The following is a 24,401-nucleotide window of genomic DNA, read 5'->3' as shown; positions in this document are numbered from 1 at the left end:
CTGGGGTATACCTTCGGCTCAACCCTATACCCTCCGCGGGTATTCCCGCATCTCCCGTCGCCGGCGGGCTCCTCTGCGGCGGGTGAAGAGGGCTGAAGATCGTCGGTCGCACCTGCGAAGATCACAGTCATGCAGTCTTCACCGCTGTCTTCCTGGCGGGACACCGCCACACGCCGCACCGTCGAGGCTTTCGTCGTCGCCGCGACCGAGGGGCCGGACGCCGTCCCCGTGGACGAACGCATCGCCGTCTTCGACAACGACGGGACCCTGTGGTCGGAGAAGCCCATGCCCACCCAACTGCATTACGTGGTGGAGCGCTGGCGCGAGGCGGCCACCCGCGACCCGTCGCTCGCCGCCCGGCAGCCGTACCGCGCCGCGGTCACCGGCGACCTCGCCTGGCTCGGAACCGCGATCGACAGACACTACGCCGGCGACGACTCCGACCTCGGCGTCATCATCCAGGCGCTCGTGGGGTTGACCGACGGTGTCAGTGTGGAGGACTACGCCCGTTCGGTCACGGAGTTCTATCGCTCCGCGCGGCACCCGCTCCTCGGCCGCCCCTACGCGCAGTCCGTGTATCAGCCGATGGTCGAGCTGCTGCGGTACCTCGAGAGCCATGGCTTCACCTGCTACATCGTGTCGGGCGGCGAGCGCGACTTCATGCGGCCGATGACCCAGGCGAACTACGGAATTCCTCCGGAGCGGGTGATCGGCTCGGCGCTGGGGCTCACCTACGACGAGAAGGATGCCAGTGTCCGCTACTCGTCTGCCCTGGCGTTCTTCGACGACGGACCGGAGAAGCCGGTGCGGATCTGGAGCCGGATCGGTCAGCGCCCGCTACTGGCGGCCGGCAACTCCGACGGCGACATCCCGATGCTCGACTTCGCTCGTGGCGGCTCTCGTCGCGGGCTGGCGCTGCTGGTCCATCACGACGACGCGGCCCGCGACGACACGCCCTACGACACCGGGGCCGAGCGGGCTCTGGACACGGCCGGCGACCGCGGGTACACCGTGGTGAGCGTCCGGGACGACTGGGCCAGTGTGTTCGCCGACCCCGCCTGAGCCGGGAGCCGCGGGCGATCAGAGGGCGCAGCGGAAGCCGATGTGCGTCATCGCCGTGTCCTCCGCCTGCGCGGAGCGTGCGGCCGGGCGATACCGCAGGCAGTATTCGGGCGCGCAGAGGTGCGACCCGCCCTTGAGCACCCGGCGCGGAATGGGCGATCCAGGCTCGGACGACAGCAGGCTCGCGCGGTGTCCCGCCTCCACGCCCACGGCACCCGGCAGCACGTGCCGGTGCGTCCAGTAGTCCGCCGTCCATTCCCAGACGTTGCCGATCATGTCCCGCAGACCGTAACCGTTCGCGGGGAAGGACCCCACCGGTGCGGTGCCGACCCATCCGCCGGCGCCGTCGTTCCGGTAGGGGAAGGCTCCCTGCCAGGTGTCCGCCATGACGGCACCGCCCGGCCTCGTCTCGTCTCCCCAGGCGAACCGCGCGCCGATCAGCCCACCGCGCGCCGCCCATTCCCATTCCGCCTCGGTCGGCAGCCGCTTGCCTGCCCACGCCGCGTAGGCGGCGGCATCCGGGTAGGCGATCTGGACCACCGGATGGTCGAGGCGGTCGTCGATCGACGACGCCGGCCCGAAGGGGCGGCGCCAGAATGCCCCCGGCTCCCAGCGCCACCACTGCCGCCAATCACGCAGATCGACGGGTCCGCGGGTGGGTGTGAACACCATCGCCCCCGGGACGAGGTCGTCGGGGTGCACACCCGGGTAGTCGGCGGGGTCCATCGGCCGCTCGGCGACGGTGACGTATCCCGTGTCCGCGACGAAGGCGGCGAACTCCCGGTTCGTCACGGGATGCTCATCCAGGGAGAATCCGTCGACGGTGCGTTCGTGGACGGGACCCTCCTCGGGATAGAACTCGTCCGAACCCATGAGAAGGGTGCCCCCGGGGATCTCGATCATCGTCGTCCACCTTCCTGCCGCGTTTCCGTCGCCCACTACCTCGTCCGCGCAGCGGCGCCGGGACGAGAAGCCTCATCCCGGCGCCGCTGCGCATTCCTCACTCGCGAGCAAGCATCGCCGCAGCCTCGAGTTCGAGATCGATGTACCGCTCCGCGCTGACATCGACGGCCACACCGAGAAGCTTGCCACCTCGGAACGGGAACGGGTTGCTGTACTGACGACTCACCGGATCAGCGCTGTCCCATCCCACGCACAGCCCGTCCCCTCCGAGCGAGAACTTCCCGACCTGCGCACGCATCGGACCGCTGCTCACCGGCTGGTCGTCGACATACAGGGTCGCTGTTCCGAGAGACTCGCCGTGCTCGCCGGCCCCCTCCCGGGCGAACTCCACGCCGAGGGTGTGCGGTCCCGGCGTGAGCTCGTCCGAGACGAAGGTCTGCTCCGGCTGCACGCCCAGGAAGTTGTAGACGTACGTGAGGCGATTGTCCTTGATGAACAGCGAGTGACCGCCGAAGCGCGAGCCGTGAGCGAAGATGACGCCCTCCGTCCCCTCCTCCAGCACGACGTCCGCGATGATCTTGTACGACCGCCCGCGCACGTTCGCCGCGACGCTCTCCGGCACCGCGACGGTGCCCGGATAGTAGACGTACCGATCGCGGACAGGCTCGGCCTGCGGCCGTTCCACTGTGAGGATCTCGCGCGCGGAGCGGTCGTCCAGCGGCAGGACGAAGTTCTTCTCCGCCTCGGCGAACCAGTCCGCGATCAGCTCCTGCAGCTTCTCGGGGTGGCTCTCCGCCAGGTTGTTCGACTCCGACCGATCCTCCGCGACGTGGTACAGCTCCCAGACGTCATCCTCGAAGTGGCCCTTGCCGCTGAGCGGTGCGTGGACGGCGGCAGCCTTCCAGCCGTCCTTCCAGATGCCCCGCGTCCCGAGCATCGAGTAGTACTGGATCCTCTTCTCGGTCGGTCCGTCCGCGGGCGCATCGAAGCTGTACTTCATGGACACACCGTCGAGCGGGCGCTGCGGCACCCCGCGGAACGTCTCGGGCATCTCGACCCCGATCACGTCGAGCACCGTCGCGACGATGTCGACCGAGTGGTGGTACTGGTGGCGCAGTTCGCCCTTCGCGGCGATCCCCTTCGGCCAGTGGACCACCAGGGGGTCGCAGGTGCCCCCGGCGAACTGGGAGTAGCGCTTGAACATCTGGAACGGCGTGGAGAAGGCCGCGGCCCATCCCGTCGGATAGTGGTTGTAGGTGTCGACCGAACCGAGGCGGTCGATCATCGCCAGATTCTCGGAGAGGTCATCCGGGTAGCCGTTGAAGAACTTGTTCTCGTTGACGGAGCCGTCGGGAGTGCCCTCGCCGGAGGCGCCGTTGTCCGCGCAGTAGAACACGATCGTGTTCTCGAGCTGTCCGGACTCCTCGAGGTAGTCGATGACCCGTCCGATCTGCGCGTCGGTGTACTCCGAGAATCCGGCGAACACCTCGGCCATCCGCGAGAACAGTCGCCTCTCGTCCTCGTTCAGCTCGGCCCACGGGCGCACGTAGTCGGCGGGGTTCGCGACATCCTCCGGAAGGGGGTTGAGCGGCGTCATCTGCGTGTCGGCCGGGAGGACGCCCCTCTCGATCATGCGCGCGAGCACCCACTCCCGATACGCGTCGTACCCGTCGTCGAACATGCCCTTGTACTTGTCGATGTACTCCTGCGGAGCGTGGTGCGGAGCGTGGTTCGCCCCCGGGCAGAACCACATGTACCAGGGCTTGGAGGGGTTGGAGGCCTGCTGGTCGCGGATCATGCCGAGCGCCTGATCGGCGAGGTCCTGGGAGAGGTGGTACCCCTCCTCGGGGGTCGCCGGCGGCTCGATGAAGTGGTTGTCCTCGACGAGATCGGGGTACCAGTTGTTGGTCTCGCCTCCGAGGAAGCCGTAGAACCGGTCGAATCCCAGCTGAAGCGGCCACATGGAGCGATCGCCACCCGGCGCGACGTCCTCTTCCGGGACGTTGTGGTTCTTGCCGAGCCAGAACGTGGAGTAGCCGTTCTGCTGGAGGACCTGACCGATCGTGGCGCACTCCGCCGGCAGACATCCGGCGAATCCGGGGAAGCCGTTCGTCCCTTCCATGATCACGCCCGCGCGATTCACGTGGTGGTTCCGGCCGGTGAGCATGGTCGACCGAGTGGGCGAGCACAGCGCTGTGGTGTGCCACTGGGTGTAGGTCAGACCGTCACGCGCGAGTCGATCCAACGTCGGCATGTTGATGCGCCCCCCGTACGGTGACCACGATGCCAACCCCGTGTCGTCGTAGAGCACCACCAGGATGTTCGGGGCGCCGTCCGGCGCCTTCGGCAACTCGTACTCCGACCAATCGGGGCGCGAGTCACGGACATCGAGCGAGATCTCTCCGCGGAAGTTCGCGTTCAGTTCCGACATCTTGTCTCCTTCGTTCACAGCGGAGCTCCGCCCCGCTCGCTGAGTCTGCGAGATCCCGCGCGGGAACTCCGCACCGCGTCACCCGGGCGGGGTGACCGCCGCGCGCTCCGACGTCGTCGCCGTCTCCGACGTCGAGCCGTGCGCGATTTCCTCCTCGTCCTCCTCGGGACGCTCGAGGAGCCCGACCAGGAGCGCCAGCACCGCCAGCCCCACCGCGGCGGCGAGTACCGCTCCCGCGGTCACCGGCCTGGTCGCGACGAGCGCGAGCAACGCGACGGTCATGCCGACGATGAGGATCGCCCCCCGATAGCGGTGGACGCTCCGACCGAAGCGGCCGGTCGAAAGACCGTGCCGCTCCCCCGCCGTCCGCACCCAGCCGAACGCGTCATCGGCTGCTCGGCGCACAGCGGATGCGCTGCGGCCGCTTCCGGCGAGCCACGCCCAGATTCCGATGAGCACCGCGGCGAACGCGAGAGCGATCATCGTCGAGCTCAGGACGGCCGTCACCTGGTCGAACACGGATTGGGCGGCGGCGGCCGACATGACGGAAGGGCTGACCGCACCGACGAAGAAGAAGCGCCCGACGCTGATCGCCCCGGCGACGACGAGGAACACGACTGTCAGCCCCGCCGCCGTCCGCCGCATCGCTCGCGGCCGATCACGGGCGAGCAGCACGCCGGCCGCGACCAGACCGAGCACGACCCAGGGCAGCCAGAACCCGGCGACGGCGGCGACCTGATACAGCACCCGCACGGAGGCCAGGGAGTCGGACTGGACGATCGGGATGGTGCGGTCGACGTCGGGGATCAGATCGGCGATGCCCACCCCGTTCTCGACGAGCACGGCCTGGACCCTGTCGATCACGATACCGACGTCGAGGGAGAGGACGCCGTCCTCTCCGAGTTGCAACGCCGTGCCCGGCTCCCCCTCCAGGATCGCGGTCGCCCGCTCATGCGCGACACGGAGCGACTGCTCCCAGATGTCGGCGAACTGCGGGGAGGCGACGACCTGTCGCACGACCCGGTCGATCAGCGACGACAGGCCGCTCGCGGCCGGTCCCTGCAACAGCGTCAGAGCGGATTCCGCCCTCGGAGGGAGGTCGAGGGTGCGGATGCCGTCGAACAGATCCCCCACCACGGCGTCGACGTCCACCTTCTCGTCGATGGCGGCCGTCACCTCGTCCGCGACGAGGTCCTGGACGTCCGGATCCTGCGCCAACGGGGCGAAGGTGGCGACGAACCGCTCGGTGTCGACGAGTTCCAGCCGGGCCCATGTACCCACCGCGGCGATCGGCGCCATCAGGACGGCCAGGACGAGCACCGCTCCTGCGGCGATGCTGCGAGTCCGCGACCGCCGGCGCGGCTGCTGCAGTGCCGCGTTCTCCCGCTCGAGGAGAAGCACACGGGCGCGCAGCTCCTCCAGTTCGCTTCCGGGGATCTCCGCGTGCGCCATCGCGTCAGCCCAGCAGCTTCTGCTTGGCGGCGGCGAACTCCTCCTCCGTGAGCACGCCGCTGGACCGCAGCGCCGCCAGTTGCTGCAGCTGGGCGACCATGTCGTCCTCCGGTGCGCTCGCCGTGACCGGAGTCTGCGGGGCGGCCATGGCCATCTGCGCCTGCTGTTGGGCTGCCTCGTACTGCTGCTGCTCGTACTCGTTCTGCGCACGCCGCTGCTGATGGCGCATCGACGCTCCCTGCACGGCCGAAGCGGTACCGGCGACGACCGCCGTGCGGACGGCGAGCCCGATCAGGCCCGGTCGTCCGAATCTTCCCATGGGCATGTCATGCACCTTCCTGTTCGAGGATGTCGACCATCGCGTTCACGACCGGCGCAGGGACGCGTTCGCTGCGGAGGACGGAGCCGCCGCTCGCCGCGAGGTCCTGAGCGCCGTGAACCTCGGCGCATCGGCGCGGACGAGTTCGGAGCACTGCCGCGCGAAGACCGGGTGCCAGCGGTAGAGGGGACCCTCGGCGCCCTCGAAGCGGTCCAGGAAGATCCCGAGCCGCACGCAGCTCTCCAGCAGTTCCGGGGCATCGTCGCGTTCGGCGACGACCGCCGCTGTCTGCGGGGTGATCTCGGTGCAGACGGTGGCGTCCAGCACGAACTCGGACAGGTGCCGGGGCAGCGAGGCCAGGACGTGCTCGCTGATGTAGCCTCGCAGCGCCGCCGTGCTGTCGACCGTTCCCGTGGCCCTCACCACGGCGCCGATGGCGATGGGCCACCGGCCCGTCTCGGCGAGGAGCGCGTCACCATCGAGGCCCGCCCGGGCGCTGAGACGCGTCGCCTCCGTCCGGTCGAAGGCGAGCACATCAGCGCCGACGAAGGCCCCGGGGTTGGTCAGCCGCAGCCTCGGCAGCGAGGCGTGGAGAGGGGGCGCACCGACGAGGAGGAGGCGCAGGCCGTCCGGAGGCCACTCCGCGAGCATGCCCAGCACGCCGTCGCGCCAGGCCGGTCCCGCACGATGCGCATCGTCGACGACCAGGTGCACGGGAGCACCTGCGGACCGCAACGTCGCGCAGATCCTCGAATATGCCGCTGCGGGTGCCAGCGGATTAGGCGACGCGTCCGCGTGCTCGTCATCGGCGAGGCCCAGGGCCTGCAGCACATCCTCGGCGAGGCGGACGGCATCGGCATCCGCGTCCCTGAGTGTCAGCCAGACGACGTCGTCGCGCTTCGCCGCCCATGCCGCGACCGCGGTGGTCTTCCCGAACCCGCTCGGTGCGCTGACGACCGTCACTCCATCGGTCTCGACGGCCGCCGTGATCGCCGCCGTGACGCGCTCCCGCCGGACGGGGCGGAAGGACGGCCGCGGCGCTCGGAAGCGCGGTCCGACGCTGAGCGCCGGCGACCGCTCAGATCTCGACATGCGACAACGGTAGCCAGGCGGTTCCCGTCCTCGGGAGGGCCCGAGCACCAATCACCCGGATGAATGAGTCGACTGACTACGCTGAGCGCGTGACCGCGCAGACATCGTCTCCCTCCGTCCCCGGCGCTCCTCTCCTGCCGCCTTCCCTGCGCGTGCTGTTGATGCTCGCCGCCGCGACGATCACGCTCGGCGGTGTCTACCTCGCCCGCGACGTGGTCGGCCCGCTCGTGCTGGCGATCGTGACCGTCGTGATCTGCGAGCCGCTTCGCCGACCGTTCCAGCGTCCGGGCTGGCACCCGTGGATCGGGACGACGGCGGTGATCGTGCTCGCCTACGTGATCCTCCTGGCGATGGCAGGACTCCTCTGGCTGGCCGGCGCGCAGTTCGCCCGGCTCGTCGGAGACCTCGCCTCCCAGGACGAGTTGCTGCGGACCGCCGATCAGGTGGTCGCCTGGCTCCAGTCGCTGGGACTGGATCAGGAAGCCGCGGACGCGGCCGGCTCGATCCTCGATCCGGAGACTCTTCTCGGAATCGTCGGCAGCCTGGGCAGCACGGTTCTGGCGGTGGCCACCGCCCTGTTCTTCGTCTGCGCGTACATCATCTTCCTCGCGGCGGACGCCGCTCGATACGGGCAGGCGCGCACGCTCTTCGGCGCGACCCACGGGTCGGTCATCGAGCGCGTCACACGTCTGCAGACGGGGGTCCGACGGTATTACGTCGTGAACGCCGTCTTCGGGGCGGTCGTCGCGATCATCGATGGGCTCGCGCTGTGGTGGATGGGCGTGCCGGCGCCGCTGGTGTGGGCGATTCTCGCGTTCGTGACGAACTTCATCCCGAACATCGGCTTCATCCTCGGCCTCGTCCCGCCGGCGATCCTCGCCTTCGTGATCGGAGGCTGGCCGCTGCTGCTGGGGGTGATCGCGGTGTACTGCGTGGTCAACGTCGTGCTCCAGGTGCTCGTCCAGCCCAAGTTCGTCAGCGACGCGGTCGATCTGAGCCTGACCCTGAGCTTCTTCTCGGTCATCTTCTGGACGTTCGTGATCGGCCCGCTGGGGGCGATCCTCTCCATCCCCCTGACCCTGCTCGTCCGCGCCGTGGTCCTCGAGGGCGATCCGGGATCCGCCTGGGTGCGCTGGGTGAGCGGTGATCGGACGGCTCGTCCCGCCCCTCCGGTCGCCGACCACCCGACGGCGCACTCCCGACGGCGTCCCCTCCGACGCTGACCCGGGCATCGCCACGGCGTTTCTGCCGGCCGATATCACCAGGGCGAGGTTCTCTCCGGCTCTGTTCGCGAGCGCGCGGCGATGCCATCGTGAACCGGGAGCACGATCCGGGTTCACGAAGGGAGACGGCATGTCGCGTCCGCTCGCGGGCCTCACCCGGCGCACCATCGCCACCGAACTCACCGCGGGTGTCACCCTCCTGGCGATCGCGATCCCTCTCAACATCGGGTACGCGCAGATCGCCGGCCTTCCCGCGACCGCCGGCCTGTACGCCCTGATCGTCCCGACGATCGTCTACGCCCTGGTCGTCTCGTCGCGCCAGCTCGTCGCCTCGCCGGATGCGGCGGCTGCGGCGCTCGTGGCGTCGTCGCTCGGCGGTCTGGCCGTCGCCGGGAGCGCCGACTACGCGACACTCGCCCTCGCCCAGGCGATCCTCTGCGGCGGCATGTTCGTCCTGCTCGCCGTCTTCCGCCTGGGATTCCTGGCGAACTTCCTGTCCCAACCGATCCTCGTCGGATTCGTGGGCGGACTGGCTCTCGACATCATGGTGAGCCAGATCGCGAAGATGCTCGGAGTGAAGATCGACTCCGGCGGGGAGTTCATCGACAAGGTGATCGGGTTGGTCACCGGTCTCTCGACCTTCAACGGCTGGTCCGCTCTCCTCGCCCTCGTCTCCGTCGCCGTGCTCCCCCTCGGGCAGCGGTACCTTCGATCCGTCCCCTGGGCGCTGATCGTCCTGATCGCGACGACCGTCGTCGTCGTCCTGACCGGGCTCGACGATCGCGGCGTCGCCGTGCTCGGCGCGGTGCCGGCCGGGCCTCCTGCGCTCACCTGGCCGATCATCGACTGGTCCCTGTGGATCGCTCTCGTCCCCTCCGCGATCGCCCTCACGCTGGTGACGACAGCGGAGGGCCTCCTCGTGTCCCGGTCATACGCGGAGAAGCACCGATATCCGTTCCGCGCGAATCGTGACCTCCTCGCCCTCGGCCTCGCGAACGCGGCGGCCGGCGCTCAGGGCAGTTTCGCCGTCGGCTCCTCCACCTCCCGCACAGCGGCGATGGACCAGGCCGGTTCTCGCACGCAACTGCCCTCGCTCGTGCTCGCGGTCGGGACCCTGCTCCTCCTGCTGTTCGGCACCGCGCTCCTCGCCGACATCCCATCGCCGGCGATCGGCGCGATCGTCGGCGTGGCCATCGTCCCGCTCCTCGGCATCCGGGAGTTCATCAGCCTGTGGCGCCTGGACCGTTTCGAGTTCGTCATCGGCGCGGTCTGCTTCCTCGTCACGCTGTTCGTCGGCTCCATCGCCGGCATCGTCGTGGCCTTCGTGCTCGCGCTGATCAACCTCGCGCAGCGCGCCTCCCACCCCGCGATCGACGTGCTCGAGTCGTCCGGGGACCCCGGCGAGTCTCTCCTGGAGGATGCCCCCGCCGGCACGACGACCGCGCCGGGAGTGATCGTCGTCCGCTTGGCCGCTCCCCTGTTCTTCGCGAACGGCGCCGTGTTCTCCGCTGCGGTGAAGTCCGCGGTCTCGGCCGCGCGTCCGTGTCCCGTGCACCACGTGGTCATCGACATGGAAGCGGTCACCGACATCGATGTCACCGGCGCGGAGAGCTTCCGGGCGCTGCGGGAATGGCTCGGCTCCCAGACGATCTCCCTGGCGTTCAGCCGTGTCCGTCCCCCCACGCTACGACGCCTCCGGTCCTTGGGCCTCCTCGATCACGAGCCCGTGTACGCGACCAATCGCGCGGCCCTCAACGACCTCGCACCGACCGCCGCCGCACCGCCGGCGCCGAGCAGGAAGGCCACCTGAATGGGTGCTGTCATCGGAGAGACCCTCCCCCTCGCCGTGGGCGTCGCGATCAGCCCTGTGCCGATCATCGCCGCGATCCTCATGCTGCTGTCGCCCAAGGCCCGCGCCACGAGTGTCGGCTTCCTCCTCGGCTGGGTCGGGGGCATCGTCGTGGCGGTGACGGTCTTCACGCTGCTGTCGGGGGTGCTCCCCGCGGAGGATCCGGACGCGTCGCGCCCCGTCCGCGGGGTCATCCAACTCATCCTCGGCGCACTCCTGATCGCGCTGGCGATCGGCCAGTGGCGGAAGCGCCCGAAGGGCGGAGAGCCGCCCGTGCTGCCGGCATGGATGAAGGCGATCGACACGATGTCCTTCGGCACGGCCCTCGGCCTCGGCCTCCTCCTCTCCGCCGTGAATCCGAAGAACCTCCTGCTGACCGCCGCCGCCGGCATCGACATCGGCGGTGCCGAACTGAGCGGAAGCACCACCGTCCTCGCCATCGGCGTCTTCACGCTGATCGGAGCATCGACGGTCGCTCTGCCCGTCGTCGGCTACCTGTTCGCCGCGTCCCGACTCCGCGCACCGCTGGACTCGCTGCGCCGATGGCTCGCCGCCGAGAACACGGTCATCATGGCCGTCCTGCTGCTCGTCATCGGGGTCTCCCTGGTCGGCAAGGGCCTCGGCAGCTTCTGACTGCTCGAGTACCGCCGCACAGTCGGATCGAAGGAGGGACGGATGGGAGACCTCATCGTCTCGCTCATCCCCGTGGTCCTCGGGGTCGTGCTGAGTCCGCTCGCCATCATGGCGCTCGTGGCCGTGCTGGTCTCCCGACGCGCACGCCGGAACGGCATCGCCTATCTGCTCGGATGGCTCACCGGGCTCGGCGGGCTTCTGTTCCTCTTCCTCTGGCTGTTCCGGGCGGCCTCCGTCCACACTCAGTTCGAACCGCCGCTCTGGGTCCCCCTCGTCCGTCTGATCCTCGGTTTCTTCCTCACCGTCGCTGCGATCTGGGTGTACCGCCGAGGTCGGGCGCGCCTCTCCGCGATGGCGGACGCCTCCTCACCACGCGAGGTCGTCGCCGCCGCACCGCAGCTTCCCGGCTGGTTGCACTCGGTCGAGGCGTTTCGACCGGTCCGGACCTATTTCCTCGGGCTCACCCTCTTCGCCCTCAACCCGGTCGACGCGTCGTGGGCTGTCATCGCCGCGCTCGACATCTCGCTGGCCGACATCGGCGTCACCGCCACGGTCGCAGTCTCAGCCGCCTTCGTCATTCTCGGGGCTCTCCCGATCGCCGCGCCGGTGCTCTATGTGGTCGCACGGGGCGTGAACGCGCAGCCGGCCTTGGACCGGCTTCGTCGCTGGATGGTCGGGAACACCCACGTTCTGAACGCGGCGATGCTCCTCGTCATCGGGGTGCTGCAGCTGGAGAAGGGCGCCACCGCCCTCGTCTGACGTCGCGTCCTCGCCATCCGGCACCCGCCCAAAATCACCCGGATGAGCCGTAGGGGTCGTCCGAGACGCCACTGAGGCACGGCAGTACTGTGCGGGCAAGGTGCTTCGGCAGAAACGAAGGAGATGGACATGACCCGCGACTTCCACGGCAGGATCGAACTCGACGTGCGCGACTCGGAGGCGGACTGGGAGGCCTTCCTCCCCGCGAAGCCGCGGGAGGGCGCACCCAACGTCCTCGTCGTCCTGTACGACGACACCGGGATGGCGGCATGGTCGCCCTATGGCGGACGCATCCGGATGCCGACCATGGATCGACTCGCGGAGAACGGCCTCACCTACTCGCAATGGCACACGACGGCGTTGTGCTCCCCGACCCGGTCGACCTTCCTCACCGGACGCAACCACCACCTGAACGGTTTCGCCACGATCTCCGAGTCATCAACGGGCTTCCCGGGGTACAACTCCCACATCCCCGACTCGAACGCGACCATGGCCCATGTCCTCCGCGACGCCGGATGGTCGACGTTCTGGGTGGGCAAGAACCACAACGTCCCGATCGACGAGTGGACGGCCGGCGCCTCCAAGAAACACTGGCCGCTGGCGCAGGGTTACGACCGCTTCTACGGCTTCATCGGGGGTGAGACGAACAACTGGTATCCCTCCCTCGCCGAGGACAACCACTACATCGACCAGCCGTCCCTTCCCGAGGACGGGTACCACCTCTCGAAGGATCTCGCGGACCAGGCCCTCTCGATGATCCGAGACGTCAAGCAGACCGAGCCGGACAAGCCCTGGTACCTCTGGTTCTGCCCGGGAGCGAACCACGCGCCGCACCACGCGCCACAGGAGTACATCGATCGGTACAAGGGCGTGTTCGACGACGGCTATGAGGCGTACCGCGAATGGGTCCTCGCCCGGATGATCGAGAGGGAGATCGTCCCCGAGGGCACGGAGCTCACCGCGCTCAACCCGATGCCGGAGGGCACGTACACGTCGACGGACGCGGTGCGTCCGTGGGACTCGCTGAACGACGACGAGAAGGCCATGTTCTCGCGCATGGCGGAGGTGTATGCCGGGTTCAGCGAGTACACCGACGCCCAGGTCGGGCGCATCGTCGACTATCTGGAGGAGTCGGGTCAGCTCGACAACACGCTCATCATCTACTGCGCCGACAACGGTGCGTCGGGCGAGGGCAGCCCGAACGGCTCGGTCAATGAAGGCAAGATCTTCGGCGGATATCCGGACGACGAGGCCGAGAACCTCCGCCTCGTCGACAAGCTCGGCTCGCCCGACACGTACAACCACTATCCGACGGGCTGGGCGGCGGCGTTCTCGACGCCCTACAAAATGTTCAAGCGGTACACCTACCAGGGCGGCGTCTGCGACCCTCTCGTGATCCACTGGCCGGCGGGGATCAGGGCGCGCGGCGAGGTCCGCCACCAGTACCACCACTCCACGGACATCGTGCCGACCATCCTCGAGGCGTGCGGCATCGAGTTCCCCGAGGTCTACAACGGTGTCGAGCAGACGCCGCTGTCGGGAGTCTCGATGGCCTACTCGTTCGACGCTGCTCCGGACGCCCCCACGCAGAAGGAGACGCAGTACTACGAGATGTTCGGGCAGCGCGGGATCTGGCACGACGGCTGGAAGGCGGTCACCGTGCACGGCCCGGTCAGCGGCAGAGGGCACTTCGACGAAGACGAGTGGGAGCTCTACCACACCGACGCCGACCGCGCCGAAGCCGTCAACCTCGCCGCCGAGCATCCGGAGAAGGTCGAAGAGTTGAAGGCGCTCTGGATGGCGGAGGCGAAGACCAACGGAGTCCTGCCGCTCAACGACCTGCAGGTACTCGGGAACCCGAAGGACTTCGAGACGTTCATGGGCATGGAGTTCCATCAGCCCGCGCCGCCCTCAGGCCGGTTCGTCTACTATCCGGGCACCAGCGAGGTCCCCGAGCGGTCCGCGGCAAACACCCACGGTGTCTCCTTCAAGATCGCGGCCGAGGTCGAGTTCACGCCCGACACCGAGGGGGTCATCTTCGCCCACGGTTCCCGGTTCGGCGGGCACGCCCTCGTGGTCAAGGACGGCCAGGTGCATTACGTCTACAACTTCCTCGGCATCCCCCCGGAAGATCGCATCTCGGCACCGGCGCCGACCTCCGGGAAGCACATCATCGGCGTCGAGTTCGTCAAGGAAGGCATGGGCGAGTACCGGGAGGGCGTCGGACCGGCGCGGCTCTACATCGATGAGGATCAGGTCGCCGAAAAACGCATCCGCACCGTCCTCGGCCACTTCTCGCTCTGCGGCGAAGGGCTGACGATCGGACGCGACAGCGCGGACCCGGTGTCATCCCTGTACGGGTATGGGTTCGACTTCCGCGGCGGGAGCATCGCCCAGGTCGTGTTCGACATCGCCGACGATGCGTACCTCGACCTGGAGGCGCACCTGGCCGCCGCCCTGGCTCGCGACTGACGGCACCGGCGGCCGCCCGAGCCTCAGAGGAGTCCGAGGGCTCGGGCGGCCGCCGTCATCGCGTCGCGATCCGAGACTCCGAGCTTCCGATAGATGTTCCGGACGTGCGTCTTCACGGTGTTCGGGGAGATGTACTCCTGCTGGGCGATCTGGCGGAGCGTCGCGTTGCGGCTCAGCGCGCTCAGGACGACGCGCTCACGATCGGTGAGATCCTCCTCGACGAGCACACCGGCGGCAGCGAGCCGGTCCCGCACCCGCCCGGCGAAGTGGGTGCGCGCGCCCGCCGTGGCTCGGGCCGAGAGCAGCCGCGACACCACCGGTCCGGCCTCGGCGACTCGGCGGACGTGATCCTCGGGTTCCGCCAGGGCGAGGGCAGTCGCCAGCGCGAACTGCGCCCGATCGGGTTCCCCGTCCCGGACGTCGAGTTCGGCTTCGACGAGCCAGGCGTCCACCATCGATGCCGGCAGCAGACAGGGCACTCTGCCGTCGAGCACCGGGGCCAGTGCTCCGCGCGCGATGCCGTCACGGTGGTCGTGCACGGCGGCGATCGCGCGGAGCACCAGCACCTCTCCGGTGTCCCCCAAGGCCTCCTCGACATCGGCGAGGAACCGATCGCGAAGCGTCGGCTCATCGAGGCGATCGAAGGCACGCACGGCGAACGCGCCCATCATCGCGTACCAGTGCGGTGGGAGTGGCAGATCGTCCCGTGGTGTCAGCGAATCGAGGAGCATGATCGCCGCTTCACGGGGGTCGCCGAGCCGATCGAGCCCGAGGAGCGCGCGCATGCCCTGCAGGCCCCGGGCGATCGCGGTCTCCCCTCCGTCCGTGATGACTTCGGCCGCCCTTCGCAGCGTCTCCCCTTCCTCGACGGGTCGCATGCTCTCGTACGGCACCCAGAAGCGCCAGACCCGGGTGACCTCGAAGAACGGGTTGGCCGGCTCGCCGAGTTCCCGCCAGCGCCGTTCCAGAGCCGTGGCGGCATCGACGGCCTCGCGGAGCCGCCCGTGGAACAGCCCGCAGGTGGCGATCACCGCCTCCGCCTGCAGTTCTGCCGAGCGCGCCCCGATCGCGCGGGAAAGGTCGCCGGCAAGGCGAGCGGTCGTCTCCGCTCGATCGAGTCGACCCACGAACAGTTCCGCGGTCGCGGCCTGGAGAAGCGCATAGGCGTCGAGCTGGTCCTCCCCGCTCAGGTTGCGCAGGTCGGCGACCGCCCCGGCGAGCGTCTCCGCGATGCCACCGCGGCGCAGCGTGGTATGAAGTTCGATCCCGAGTCGCCAACGCCGGTCGGCCACCGACTCGCCGATCCCCGGCAGCGGAACGACGACAGCCCCCGAGGGATCCCCGCCTGCCAGCTCCGCCGCGGCGACGAGCATGCGAACCGTCGGCAAGACGTGGAACGCGGCAGGGAGCTCGGAGAGGACGCGGAGCACGTCCTTCGATCGACCGTCGAGTACGAGCTGCATGCCGCATCGCCGCAACACTCCGGCGGAGCAGGATCCTTCCCCACCGAGAGTGGCGTGCCGCAACGCGAGGAGAGGCCGCCCCTGGGCGGCGAACCAGTCAGCCGCACAGCGATGGAGCGCTTCCGCCCGTCGGGGATCCCCCTCCCGCAACCGCCCGGCGAGGAATTCCCGGAGCAGAGGCGGGTAGTGATACTGCGGCGGCTCGGCCGTGTCCGGCCCCACGAGCACATGCAGACGCCGCAGCCGGTCGATCACCGCCGCGGCGGAGCTTCCGCCGGAGAGCGCCGTGGCCAGATCCGGCGTGAAGGCGTCGACCACGGCCGTCGACTCGAGGAACGTCCGAAGAGAAGGGTCGAGCTCGCCGAAGATCTCCTCCACGAAGTAGTCCGCGACCTCCGGCGCGTCTCCGCGAAGCGGGCGAGCGAGGACGATCTGCTCGCCGGCGGCGTCCAGCATCATGAGCTGCAGCCCGGCCGCCCAACCTTCCGTCCGCGTGAGCACCGTGCTGATCTCCCCCTGGGACAGCCGGATGCCGCGCACCCGGAAGAACTCCCGCACCTCGGCGGGAGTGAATGCGAGAGCGTGGCCGTCGATCTCCAACGCGACGCCGGCGAGGCGACGGCGTGCGAGGGGGATCGCCCGGACGCCTCGACCGGCGAGGACGACATGAGCGTTCCCCGGCACGGTGTCCACGAACGCCGAGATCATCCGCGCGCTCTCGCCGTCCTCGGCACGGTGCACGTCATCGATGATGATGACGATCCGCTTTCTCGCCTCCCGGACCGCCCGCGCGAGCGCTCTGGCACCGACGACCGAGTTCTCGGGCGTCGCGGAGTCGATGGCTCTGCGCAGCGCCGGATCGGCAGTCTTCCGCAGAGCCTCGCGAAGGACGGGAAGGCCGGCCTCGCCGCGCTCCAGGGAGACCCACACCACGTCGATGCCCGGTGCCGACCGGAGGTCCGCCGCCCAGTGGGCGAGCAGCCTCGTCTTACCGGAACCTGCGGGGGCACTGACGAGGGTGAGCGTCCACGCACCGTCCATCGCGGCCGCCAATTTCGAGAGCAGCCGCTCCCGCCGGATGTCACCGTTGACGGAGGCGGGTTCAGAGCCGTCGCCCCCGCCCGCATCGTACGCACCTTCAAGCATTCGAAACCCTCCGATTTCGAAATTGCTCCCCCTCGCGGGCAGATCATCCCATGCAGGGAGCGCTCCCGCAAGAGGGGGACGCGGCGAAACGCTCCTCACTCGGCGGCGGTCGCCTTCCCCGGTCGCCGCATCGCGAGAAGCGTCGGGATGAACGCCCCGAAGAAGAGCGCGATCGCGACTCCCAGGAGCGTTTCCGCCGTGCGTTCGAGCAAGCGATCAGACGCCGAGACGGTCGAGGTCGTCACGAGAAAGGTGAGCACGAGGAAGGTGGTGAACGCCGGCGCCACGTACCAGCGGCTCTCGTGCGTCGCGCAGAGCGCGCCGACTGCCAGAGCGATCGCGACCCCGATCACGACGCCGTTCGGGCTCAGGACGGCGAGCCCTGTCGCTGCCAGCGCTCCGACGAGCACTGAGCCCGCGCGACCCACGCTCCGCCGCACGAGCTGTCCACGGACCGGTCGCATCACCAGCAGGACCGTCCCCGTGGCCCAGCCGACGTGCTCCAGACCAGCGGTGAAGCCGATCGCGGCCGCCGTCGACGCAGCGGCACCGAGCAGCACTCCGTATCCCCACAGCGCGCGCCCCTTCGGTACCGTGGCCGCCACGCGAGGCTTCTCCGGCTGCTCCGGCCAGAAGAGGCCGACCGCCCACGCGAAGATCGAGCCGCACAGGATCGCCGTGGCGAGCATCATCGTCGTCGTCGAGAGGGGGAAACTGAGGCCGATCCCCATCATGGGCAGGAAGAGCGTCAGCGTGAGTCGGCCCGCCCGCCGGTGTGCGGCGAGTCCGGCGGCGAGCACCGAGATCCCGCCCAGGGCGACGACCGCCACCACGGGCACGAGAGCGATCGTCGCTCCGAACACGAGTCCCAGCGCCACCACCGCACCGAAGAGAGGGATCACGACCCTTCCGCGTCGTCGCGGCGGCAGTCCCATCGCGGCAGCGGGCAGTACACCGATGCTCAGCGCCAGGGCGGCCGCGGGCGCGTTCGGCGCGACGCCGAGGGCCGGCGCGGCATACAGAGCCCCGAGGCCGAACTGCGACCATCGCCAGCTCAAGCCCCCGCGCGCCGCCATCACCGCCTCGTTCCCCTGCCGTGGCTGCGGCTCGACATGTTCTCCCCGTCTCGATCGGCGGTCGGATGCGGTGTGGCGCCAGCCTAGGCATCCCCTGCGTCCGGGTCAGGGCTCGCCGCGCACTTCACCCGGGTGAACGCCTCCGTTCGGCCCGGTGCCGGGAGCCGCAGCCGCGAGACCGGCATCGACGTCCGGGTGTACACGACCGTCCGCGACGAGCGCGGAGTACCAGGGGGTCCGCGCGGCGACCAGGGTCGCCTGCACCGGAAGAGCGGCGAGATGGAGTCGCGCTCCCCGCTGCGCCAGCTCGTCGTCCAGAGACTCGAGCGCGTCCAGGACAGTGATGGACATCACCACCTGCTGTGGCATGCCCAGCACGACGGCGTGCACCGGAGGGTCCTGCGTCGCGACGGTGTCGATGATGAGGCGCTCGTTGGCGAGAGCGTTCGCGGTGTAGAGCCCCCGCTCGACCTCGAGTCCGAGCACACTCCCGCGACGCCCCACCACCCGGACCCGGGGGATGTTCAGCTCCCGCAGGACGAGCACCAGCGTCACCACCACCCCGACCGCGACCGCAGGGAGCAGCCCGGCAGTCAGACCGATCATCGCCACCGCCGCAGCCACCCAGAAGTCCATCCGGCTGATCCGCGCCCACCGCACGAGTTCCGGGATGTCGACGAGACCGAGGACGGCGGTGAAGACCATCGCCGCGAGCGTGGCTTCCGGCAGGAGGCTGAGCACCGGGGCGAGGAACAGCGCGACGAGGACGGCGAGCACCACCGTCGTCATCGTCGCGAGCTGGGACCGGGAACCGGCGCCCTGGTTGACGGCGCTCTGCGAGAAACCCCCGGCCGCGGGCAGCGCAGAGAAGAACGCACCGATGGTGTTGGCGGCACCGGTCGCGAAGAGCTCCTGATCGCTGTCGATCTGCGGCTCGGTCGCCCGGCGCAGGCTTCGTGCGACCGCGGCAGATTCGAGGAACGCCATGACGGCGATGGCGAGCGCTCCCGGCACGAGGGCCACCGTGTCCGACGCATCGGGCAGGCCCGGCACGGGGAGCCCGCTCGCCACGGGCGCGATCAGGTCGACGCCGAGGTCATCCACCCCGCCGACGCCGACCAGCAGGATCCCTGCCGCCACCACGACGAGTGCGCCGGGAACCCGCGGAGCGAATCGCTTGAGGAGGAGCAGGATCGTGATGGACCCGGCGGAGAGGAAGACGGTCGGCACGTTGACGCTGTCGACGGCCGTCCCGACGGCGACGAGCGAGCGGAAGAAGCCGTGGCCCGAGAAGTCGACGGACTCGCCCAGGAGCTTGGGGAGCTGCCCGACGGCGACCGTCGCACCGACCCCGATCTTCAGCCCGAGGACCGTCGCCCCGCTGATGTTCTCGACGAGCGATCCGAGCCGGCAGGCGCGGGCGATCAAGAGGATCACGCCGACGAGGAGCGTGAGCATCATGAGGGATCCGATCGCGTCGTCCGACCCCGCGGCGACTCCGGCCGAGACCAGGGTCGTGGCGGTGAGGGTGGCGATGGTGGACGTGGTCGACACGCTCATCGCCCTGCTGCCCCCCAGGAGCGCGTAGACCAGCATCGGGACGATGCACGTGTACAGGCCGACCTGCACGGGTAGGTTCGCGATCGTCGCGTACGCCATGGCCTGCGGGACCACGACGGCCCCCGCGGAGAGGCCGGCCAGGACGTCCCGCACGATCCAGGCCCGGTGGTAGCCGTCCAGGGTGCTCAGGAGCCAGGCCGGTCTGCGAGCTGCGCCCATGCGATGCTCCCTCCCTCATCGAGGGAAGCGTACTGCCGACGTCGCCGCCGCGCGCCACCCCGGGAGAGGGGGATGCACGGCTCACCCGGGTGAACTCGCTTCGCAACCGATGCGAGCCGGCCGGGACGGCCGGTATCGTCCCAGCGTGCCCCGGAGACGGCGGACACTGAGATAAGGAGCTGTCATGGGATTCTGGGATTCGTTTTGGGACATCATCTGGTGGTTCCTGTGGATCTACGTTTTCGCCGCGTACCTCTTCGCGCTGTTCGCGATCATCGGGGACCTGTTCCGCGACCACAAGCTGAACGGCTGGTGGAAGGCGGTGTGGATCTTCTTCCTGATCTTCGTTCCCTTCCTCACCGCCCTCGTGTACCTCATCGCCCGCGGAAGCGGAATGGCCGAACGCAGCAGTGCGGAGGCTCGGCGGGCGCAGGAGGCGGCGAACGCCTACATCCAGCAGGTCGCGGGGAGCAGCCCGAGTGAAGAGATCGGGAAGGCCAAGGCGTTGTTGGACGCCGGCACGATCACGCCTGACGAGTATTCGCTCATCAAGGCCAAGGCCCTCCAGTAGGGCATCGCCGCGGAGGTGCGAGAATCCCGCCCCGCACCTCCGCGGACGATGGGGACACCGCCCCGTGTCGGTCCCCTCGGGCATCATCTGCACATGGACATCACCTTCTTGCAGCCGGACAGTCTCGTCCGCAGCCCCGCATTCAGCCACGCCGCCGTCATCCCGCCCGGCGCGACCACCGTCTACATCGGTGGACAGAACGGCGTCGATTCGTCGGGCACCGTCATCTCGTCCGACGTGGGCGAGCAGTCACGACGGGCCCTCGACAACGCACGGATCGCTCTAGAATCCGCCGGTGCGACTCTCGAGGATGTCGTGAGCTGGACGATCCTCGTCCATCAGGACGCCGACCTACGGGCCGCCTACGGCGCCGTGGCATCCACCCTCGCGCGCACGGGCGCCCCGCCACTCGTGACGGCCGCGCGCGTCGCGGGCCTGGGCGTGCCCGGCGCGCTCATCGAGGTGAGCGCGATCGCCGCAATGCTCCGCGGCTGAGCTCAGATGCGGCCCCGCACGGGGGTCCGCTCAACACCATCGGCCTCATCCGGCATCGTCATCTCGGCGCGAACGCCGAGCAGTCGCACCTCGCGGTCGGCCTCGATGGTCTCGCCGAGTGCGAGCGCGGCGGAGACGACGGCCTCGCGCTCGACGGTCGGCGCCGTGAGCTTCCGTCCGAACGTTCTGGTCTCGAACGGCGCGTACCTCACCTTGAGATGAACGCGCGTGATCGGACGGCCCTCGCCGGCACAATCATCGAACGCCTGCTCCGCGAGTTCCCGCAGCGCGGCCTCGACCTCGGCCCGGGTGGTCAGGTTCTGCGGAAACGTGGTCTCGCGACTGTGACTGCGCGCGACCCAGGGAGTGTCGTCGACGACACGCGGTCCGTGTCCGGAGCCGAGGTCGCGATACCAGCGCCCCATCTTCGGACCGAACTCCGCCACGAGCATCGCCTCGTCCGCCGCGGCCAGTTCCCGCACGGTGTCGATGCCGTGTGCTGCCAGCCGCTTCTGCACCTTCGGCCCCACCCCCCAGAGGTCCCTGGTCCCTCTGTCCCCCATGACCTCGAACCAGTTGTCGGCGGTCAGGCGGAAGACCCCCTGGGGCTTGCCGAATTCGGTCGCGATCTTCGCCCGCACCTTGTTGTCGCCGATGCCCACCGAGCAGTGCAGACCGGTCGCCTCGAGCACGGCGCGCTGCGCCGCGCGCGCGACCCCTTGCGGGTCGTCCGTGCGTGTCCCGAGGAAGCACTCATCCCACCCGATGACCTCGATCACGACGTCGGGGAGGGCGCGCAGTGCCGCCATCACCTCCGCGGAGGCCCGCTCGTACTCCTCCCGGTCCACGGGGAGGAAGATCGCATCCTCCGGGGCCTTCCGCACGGCGATCTTCAGCGGCATCCCCGAGCGGATGCCGGACGCACGCGCCTCATACGAGGCGGTCGAGACGACCGCGCGCTCCGTCGGGTCTCCACGGCCACCCACGATCACCGGGCGGCCGGCAAGCTCCGGCCGGCGGCGTACCTCGACCGCGGCGATGAACTGATCCATATCGACGTGCAGCACCCACTCGGCCATGCCTCGAGTGTGGTCTCCGCGGACCCGGAAGTCACCCGTCAGATCAGGAAGATGGGCAGGAGGCCCGGATTGTGCGCGTGGACCAGGACGGCGAAGACCACCGCGTCGAAGAGCAGGTGCACAGTGACCACATACGCCAGCGAATGCGTGCGGAGGAAGATGAACCCCTGCAGGAGCGCGAACGGGATGGTCAGCAGCGGCCCCCACTCCCGGTAGCCCAGCTCCCAGAGGAAGGAGACGAACACGACGGCCTGCAGCACGTTCGCCAGGGCGTCCGGGAAGTGGCGGCGCAGCAGCGCGAACACGGTGCAGATGAAGAACAGCTCGTCCCAGATGCCCACCGCTCCCACCCCGATGAACAGCCGGGCGATGAGATCCGGCGTGTCCACCACCGGCCAGTTCAGATAGACGCCGCTGGTGAGGAAGTAGAACGGCAGGATCAGCCAGCCGAGCACGAGTACGGCGACCAGCCATCCCCACTGCAGCCTCCCCCAGCGCTGTCCCGTGCGCCAGGGGAACCGGATCGCGTGATCGTGGAAGACGAAACGCGAGAGCAGATACGGCACCAGGACCGCGCCGCCGAGCGCGAGGGTGAAGCGCAGCATGGCCAGGTTGTCGAGCTCCGCCGCGAGCGGGATGACACTCACGATGAGCATGCCCACGGCGATGAGCGACAGGTCCCGGACGAGGGAGGGCTGACGGAGCCGGTCGGTGCGGCGGGACGGTCGCTCGCCTCGCTCGATCAGCAGGGCGGCACCGAGTCCGAGCGCCAGCAGCAGCCAGCCGAGCCAGGGCACCTGCGCGACGAAGAAGGCCGGCGCGGCCGCGCACACCAGCGCCGCCGGCACGACCCGCGCTCTCCCGTGCGCGGCGACGGAGGCGTGGGTCATGCACGATCCCGTCGCCGGTACACGAGGTCCCGGATGTCGCGTCCCTTCGCGATGCCCTTGCGCTCGAACGCCGTCATCACCCGGCCGTCGAACCGTTCCGCCCAGTCCCCGTCGAACGCCCGCTCGAAGAGCGGATCCGCGTCGAGCACCTCGCGCATCTGGAGCGCGTAGTCCTCCCAGTCGGTCGCGAGCCGGAGGAGTCCGCCGCTCCGCAAAGCCCGTGCGGCGGTGTCCCCGAATCCCGGTCGCACCAGACGACGCTTGGTATGGCGCTTCTTGTGCCACGGATCGGGGAAGAAGATCCACACTTCGGCCGCGGATCCCTCCGGGAGATACGAGGAGAGCACCTCCGGAGCGTTGGCCTCGACGACACGGAGGTTGTGCGCGCCGGCACGGTCGGCGTCGAGCATGGTCCGCGCGACGCCGGCACGGAACACCTCCACGGCGAGGAAGTCGTCCTGCGGACGGGTCGAGGCGGCAGCGACGATGGCGTGCCCCTGGCCGGACCCGATCTCGACGTAGAGGTCGGCCTCCCGTCCGTATTCCGCGGCGACGTCGAGCCGCGCGTCGGGGTGCACCGATGTCCACGCCACGTCGCGCGGCACATCGAGCAGGTAGCGCGGGGCGAGATCGGAGAAGGCGCGCTCCTGCGCCTCGGACATCCGGCCGCTCCGGCGCACGAAGGACACCGGTTCGTCGCGGAAGGTGCGGGGTTCGGGCATGGAACCAGGGTAGTCGGCGGCGTCGACGCCTCCGACTACGGTCAGCCGGCCGGCTCCGTGACGAAGTCGATCAGCTCCTCCACACGGCCGAGGAGCGCCGGCTCGAGATCCCGGTAGGTCGTCACCTTCGAGAGGATGTGCTGCCAGGCCCGTGCGGTGTCCGCCTGTGTCTCGTGCGGCCAGCCGAAGGCCCGGCAGATGCCCGTCTTCCAATCGACACCGCGCGGGATCTCCGGCCAGGCGGCGATACCCAGCGCGCGCGGCGTGACGCACTGCCAGACGTCGACGAACGGGTGGCCGACGATGCGGACATGCCGCCCGTGCGGTCCGCGGGCGACCGCCTTGGCGATCCGGGACTCCTTGGACCCCGGCACCAGGTGGTCGACGAGGACGCCGTAACGTCGCCGCGCGCTGGGAGGTTCGGCGGCGAGGAGCTCATCGAGGAGATCGACTCCCTGGAGGTACTCCACCACGACGCCCTCGACGCGCAGGTCGGCGCCCCACACCTTCTCGACGAGCTCCGCGTCGTGCCGACCCTCCACGAGGATGCGGCTGGGAAGGGCCGTCCTCGCGCGCTGGTCTGCCACGGCGAACGAGCCGGATGCGGTCCGCCGGGGCCCCTGGGCGGTGGCGGCGGGGACGGACAGCCGGACCGGCGCGCCGTCGATGAGGAAGCCGCCGCCGAGAGGGAAGAGCCGCCGACGGCCGAGCCGGTCCTCGAGCTCGACCGTGCCGCCGTGCACCTTCGTCACGGCTCCGCAGAATCCGTCCGCGGCGACCTCGACCACGAGGTCGAGTTCCGCGGGCACCTGTGGCACCGGCTTCGCACCGCGGTCACGCCATCCCGCCGCCAGCACGTCCGTTCCGTACCTGTCGTCCATGCCTTCCAGCGTATGTGTCTCCGCTGACGGCGAACGGCGAGACGCGCGCGAGTGCTGTCGCGTGTCGGATGCAGTGCATAGACTCGACGCATGGGGCTCGGCTG

The 24,401-nt window shown here is 69.5% G+C and carries 20 protein-coding genes; 8 read left to right on the top strand and 12 right to left on the bottom strand.

Annotated features, from left to right (window positions below; all coding sequences use genetic code 11):
- Positions 1–129: 129 nt before the first annotated feature.
- A complete protein-coding gene (locus KAF39_RS10415; protein ID WP_210677190.1) occupies positions 130–1,062 on the top strand; it encodes an HAD family phosphatase in 933 nt (310 codons plus the stop codon).
- A gap of 18 nt (positions 1,063–1,080) precedes the next feature.
- Here the strand turns inward: KAF39_RS10415 and KAF39_RS10410 are convergent, their stop codons facing one another.
- The 5 genes from KAF39_RS10410 to KAF39_RS10390 form a co-directional block, all read right to left on the bottom strand.
- The gene (locus KAF39_RS10410; protein ID WP_210677189.1) at positions 1,081–1,965 is read right to left on the bottom strand and encodes a formylglycine-generating enzyme family protein; all 885 of its coding nucleotides are present in this window, start codon (positions 1,963–1,965) and stop codon (positions 1,081–1,083) included.
- A 97-nt stretch (positions 1,966–2,062) separates the two neighbouring features.
- Positions 2,063–4,396, bottom strand: coding sequence for an arylsulfatase (locus KAF39_RS10405; protein WP_210677188.1), 2,334 nt, complete (start codon positions 4,394–4,396; stop codon positions 2,063–2,065).
- A 78-nt stretch (positions 4,397–4,474) separates the two neighbouring features.
- Positions 4,475–5,848, bottom strand: coding sequence for a hypothetical protein (locus KAF39_RS10400; protein WP_210677187.1), 1,374 nt, complete (start codon positions 5,846–5,848; stop codon positions 4,475–4,477).
- A gap of 4 nt (positions 5,849–5,852) precedes the next feature.
- The gene (locus KAF39_RS10395; RefSeq protein WP_210677186.1) at positions 5,853–6,173 is read right to left on the bottom strand and encodes an SHOCT domain-containing protein; all 321 of its coding nucleotides are present in this window, start codon (positions 6,171–6,173) and stop codon (positions 5,853–5,855) included.
- A gap of 39 nt (positions 6,174–6,212) precedes the next feature.
- A complete protein-coding gene (locus tag KAF39_RS10390; RefSeq protein WP_210677185.1) occupies positions 6,213–7,259 on the bottom strand; it encodes an AAA family ATPase in 1,047 nt (348 codons plus the stop codon).
- An 89-nt stretch (positions 7,260–7,348) separates the two neighbouring features.
- Between KAF39_RS10390 and KAF39_RS10385 the strand changes: the two genes are divergently transcribed.
- The 5 genes from KAF39_RS10385 to KAF39_RS10365 all read left to right on the top strand — a co-directional run bounded on the left by KAF39_RS10385 (position 7,349) and on the right by KAF39_RS10365 (position 14,195).
- Complete coding sequence (locus KAF39_RS10385; protein WP_307805182.1) at positions 7,349–8,482, top strand: AI-2E family transporter; 1,134 nt, start codon at positions 7,349–7,351, stop codon at positions 8,480–8,482.
- Between the two features lie 130 nt (positions 8,483–8,612).
- Entirely contained in the window at positions 8,613–10,292 is a 1,680-nt protein-coding gene (locus KAF39_RS10380; RefSeq protein WP_210677183.1) for a SulP family inorganic anion transporter, read from the top strand.
- Entirely contained in the window at positions 10,293–10,964 is a 672-nt protein-coding gene (locus KAF39_RS10375; protein ID WP_210677182.1) for a GAP family protein, read from the top strand.
- Between the two features lie 42 nt (positions 10,965–11,006).
- Positions 11,007–11,723, top strand: coding sequence for a GAP family protein (locus KAF39_RS10370; protein WP_210677181.1), 717 nt, complete (start codon positions 11,007–11,009; stop codon positions 11,721–11,723).
- A 129-nt stretch (positions 11,724–11,852) separates the two neighbouring features.
- Positions 11,853–14,195 carry an arylsulfatase gene (locus KAF39_RS10365; RefSeq protein ID WP_210677180.1) on the top strand — a complete coding sequence of 781 codons (2,343 nt, stop codon included), beginning with the start codon at positions 11,853–11,855 and terminating at the stop codon, positions 14,193–14,195.
- 23 nt (positions 14,196–14,218) lie between these two features.
- Here the strand turns inward: KAF39_RS10365 and KAF39_RS10360 are convergent, their stop codons facing one another.
- The 3 genes from KAF39_RS10360 to KAF39_RS10350 all read right to left on the bottom strand — a co-directional run bounded on the left by KAF39_RS10360 (position 14,219) and on the right by KAF39_RS10350 (position 19,659).
- A complete protein-coding gene (locus KAF39_RS10360) occupies positions 14,219–16,804 on the bottom strand; it encodes a LuxR C-terminal-related transcriptional regulator (RefSeq protein ID WP_210677179.1) in 2,586 nt (861 codons plus the stop codon).
- A gap of 95 nt (positions 16,805–16,899) precedes the next feature.
- Positions 16,900–17,880 (bottom strand): FUSC family protein, encoded by a 981-nt coding sequence (locus KAF39_RS10355; RefSeq protein WP_210677178.1) that lies wholly within the window; start codon positions 17,878–17,880, stop codon positions 16,900–16,902.
- A gap of 105 nt (positions 17,881–17,985) precedes the next feature.
- Positions 17,986–19,659 carry a SulP family inorganic anion transporter gene (locus KAF39_RS10350; RefSeq protein ID WP_210677177.1) on the bottom strand — a complete coding sequence of 558 codons (1,674 nt, stop codon included), beginning with the start codon at positions 19,657–19,659 and terminating at the stop codon, positions 17,986–17,988.
- A gap of 184 nt (positions 19,660–19,843) precedes the next feature.
- Here KAF39_RS10350 and KAF39_RS10345 point away from each other — a divergent pair, with 184 nt between their 5' ends.
- Positions 19,844–20,230, top strand: coding sequence for an SHOCT domain-containing protein (locus tag KAF39_RS10345; protein WP_210677176.1), 387 nt, complete (start codon positions 19,844–19,846; stop codon positions 20,228–20,230).
- Positions 20,231–20,323: 93 nt separating this feature from the next.
- Positions 20,324–20,725: a RidA family protein gene (locus KAF39_RS10340; protein WP_210677175.1), complete on the top strand. Its 402-nt coding sequence runs from the start codon at positions 20,324–20,326 to the stop codon at positions 20,723–20,725.
- Between the two features lie 2 nt (positions 20,726–20,727).
- Here KAF39_RS10340 and KAF39_RS10335 read toward each other — a convergent pair whose 3' ends face one another.
- From KAF39_RS10335 to KAF39_RS10320, 4 genes are read right to left on the bottom strand one after another with little or no spacing between them, the layout of a single operon-like run.
- Positions 20,728–21,804, bottom strand: coding sequence for a DNA polymerase IV (locus tag KAF39_RS10335; RefSeq protein ID WP_210677174.1), 1,077 nt, complete (start codon positions 21,802–21,804; stop codon positions 20,728–20,730).
- Between the two features lie 38 nt (positions 21,805–21,842).
- Entirely contained in the window at positions 21,843–22,694 is an 852-nt protein-coding gene (locus KAF39_RS10330; RefSeq protein ID WP_210677173.1) for a CPBP family intramembrane glutamic endopeptidase, read from the bottom strand.
- Positions 22,691–23,416 (bottom strand): tRNA (guanosine(46)-N7)-methyltransferase TrmB, encoded by a 726-nt coding sequence (gene trmB, locus KAF39_RS10325; protein WP_210677172.1) that lies wholly within the window; start codon positions 23,414–23,416, stop codon positions 22,691–22,693. Before trmB ends, KAF39_RS10330 begins: the two co-directional genes overlap by 4 nt.
- A 41-nt stretch (positions 23,417–23,457) precedes the next feature.
- On the bottom strand, positions 23,458–24,297 hold the full coding sequence (locus KAF39_RS10320) for a DUF3097 domain-containing protein (RefSeq protein WP_210677171.1): 840 nt from the start codon (positions 24,295–24,297) through the stop codon (positions 23,458–23,460).
- Between the last annotated feature and the right edge of the window lie 104 nt (positions 24,298–24,401).

It is taken from the genome of Microbacterium sp. BLY (assembly GCF_017939615.1).
In the GTDB taxonomy this organism is placed as follows: domain Bacteria; phylum Actinomycetota; class Actinomycetes; order Actinomycetales; family Microbacteriaceae; genus Microbacterium.
The sequence above is the reverse complement of the archived record's forward strand: the minus strand, read 5'-3'. Positions and strand labels throughout refer to the sequence as shown.

Bases quoted from the DNA above. Each gene is read 5' to 3' on its own strand.
- KAF39_RS10370 (WP_210677181.1), top strand. From the start codon at position 11,007: ATGGGAGACCTCATCGTCTCGCTCATCCCCGTGGTCCTCGGGGTCGTG.
- KAF39_RS10335 (WP_210677174.1), bottom strand. From the start codon at position 21,804: ATGGCCGAGTGGGTGCTGCACGTCGATATGGATCAGTTCATCGCCGCG.
- KAF39_RS10410 (WP_210677189.1), bottom strand. From the start codon at position 1,965: ATGATCGAGATCCCCGGGGGCACCCTTCTCATGGGTTCGGACGAGTTC.
- KAF39_RS10415 (WP_210677190.1), top strand. From the start codon at position 130: ATGCAGTCTTCACCGCTGTCTTCCTGGCGGGACACCGCCACACGCCGC.
- KAF39_RS10380 (WP_210677183.1), top strand. From the start codon at position 8,613: ATGTCGCGTCCGCTCGCGGGCCTCACCCGGCGCACCATCGCCACCGAA.
- KAF39_RS10350 (WP_210677177.1), bottom strand. From the start codon at position 19,659: ATGGGCGCAGCTCGCAGACCGGCCTGGCTCCTGAGCACCCTGGACGGC.
- KAF39_RS10360 (WP_210677179.1), bottom strand. From the start codon at position 16,804: ATGCTTGAAGGTGCGTACGATGCGGGCGGGGGCGACGGCTCTGAACCC.
- KAF39_RS10340 (WP_210677175.1), top strand. From the start codon at position 20,324: ATGGACATCACCTTCTTGCAGCCGGACAGTCTCGTCCGCAGCCCCGCA.
- KAF39_RS10355 (WP_210677178.1), bottom strand. From the start codon at position 17,880: ATGGCGGCGCGCGGGGGCTTGAGCTGGCGATGGTCGCAGTTCGGCCTC.
- KAF39_RS10320 (WP_210677171.1), bottom strand. From the start codon at position 24,297: ATGGACGACAGGTACGGAACGGACGTGCTGGCGGCGGGATGGCGTGAC.
- trmB (WP_210677172.1), bottom strand. From the start codon at position 23,416: ATGCCCGAACCCCGCACCTTCCGCGACGAACCGGTGTCCTTCGTGCGC.
- KAF39_RS10345 (WP_210677176.1), top strand. From the start codon at position 19,844: ATGGGATTCTGGGATTCGTTTTGGGACATCATCTGGTGGTTCCTGTGG.
- KAF39_RS10330 (WP_210677173.1), bottom strand. From the start codon at position 22,694: ATGACCCACGCCTCCGTCGCCGCGCACGGGAGAGCGCGGGTCGTGCCG.
- KAF39_RS10375 (WP_210677182.1), top strand. From the start codon at position 10,293: ATGGGTGCTGTCATCGGAGAGACCCTCCCCCTCGCCGTGGGCGTCGCG.
- KAF39_RS10405 (WP_210677188.1), bottom strand. From the start codon at position 4,396: ATGTCGGAACTGAACGCGAACTTCCGCGGAGAGATCTCGCTCGATGTC.
- KAF39_RS10365 (WP_210677180.1), top strand. From the start codon at position 11,853: ATGACCCGCGACTTCCACGGCAGGATCGAACTCGACGTGCGCGACTCG.
- KAF39_RS10390 (WP_210677185.1), bottom strand. From the start codon at position 7,259: ATGTCGAGATCTGAGCGGTCGCCGGCGCTCAGCGTCGGACCGCGCTTC.
- KAF39_RS10395 (WP_210677186.1), bottom strand. From the start codon at position 6,173: ATGCCCATGGGAAGATTCGGACGACCGGGCCTGATCGGGCTCGCCGTC.
- KAF39_RS10400 (WP_210677187.1), bottom strand. From the start codon at position 5,848: ATGGCGCACGCGGAGATCCCCGGAAGCGAACTGGAGGAGCTGCGCGCC.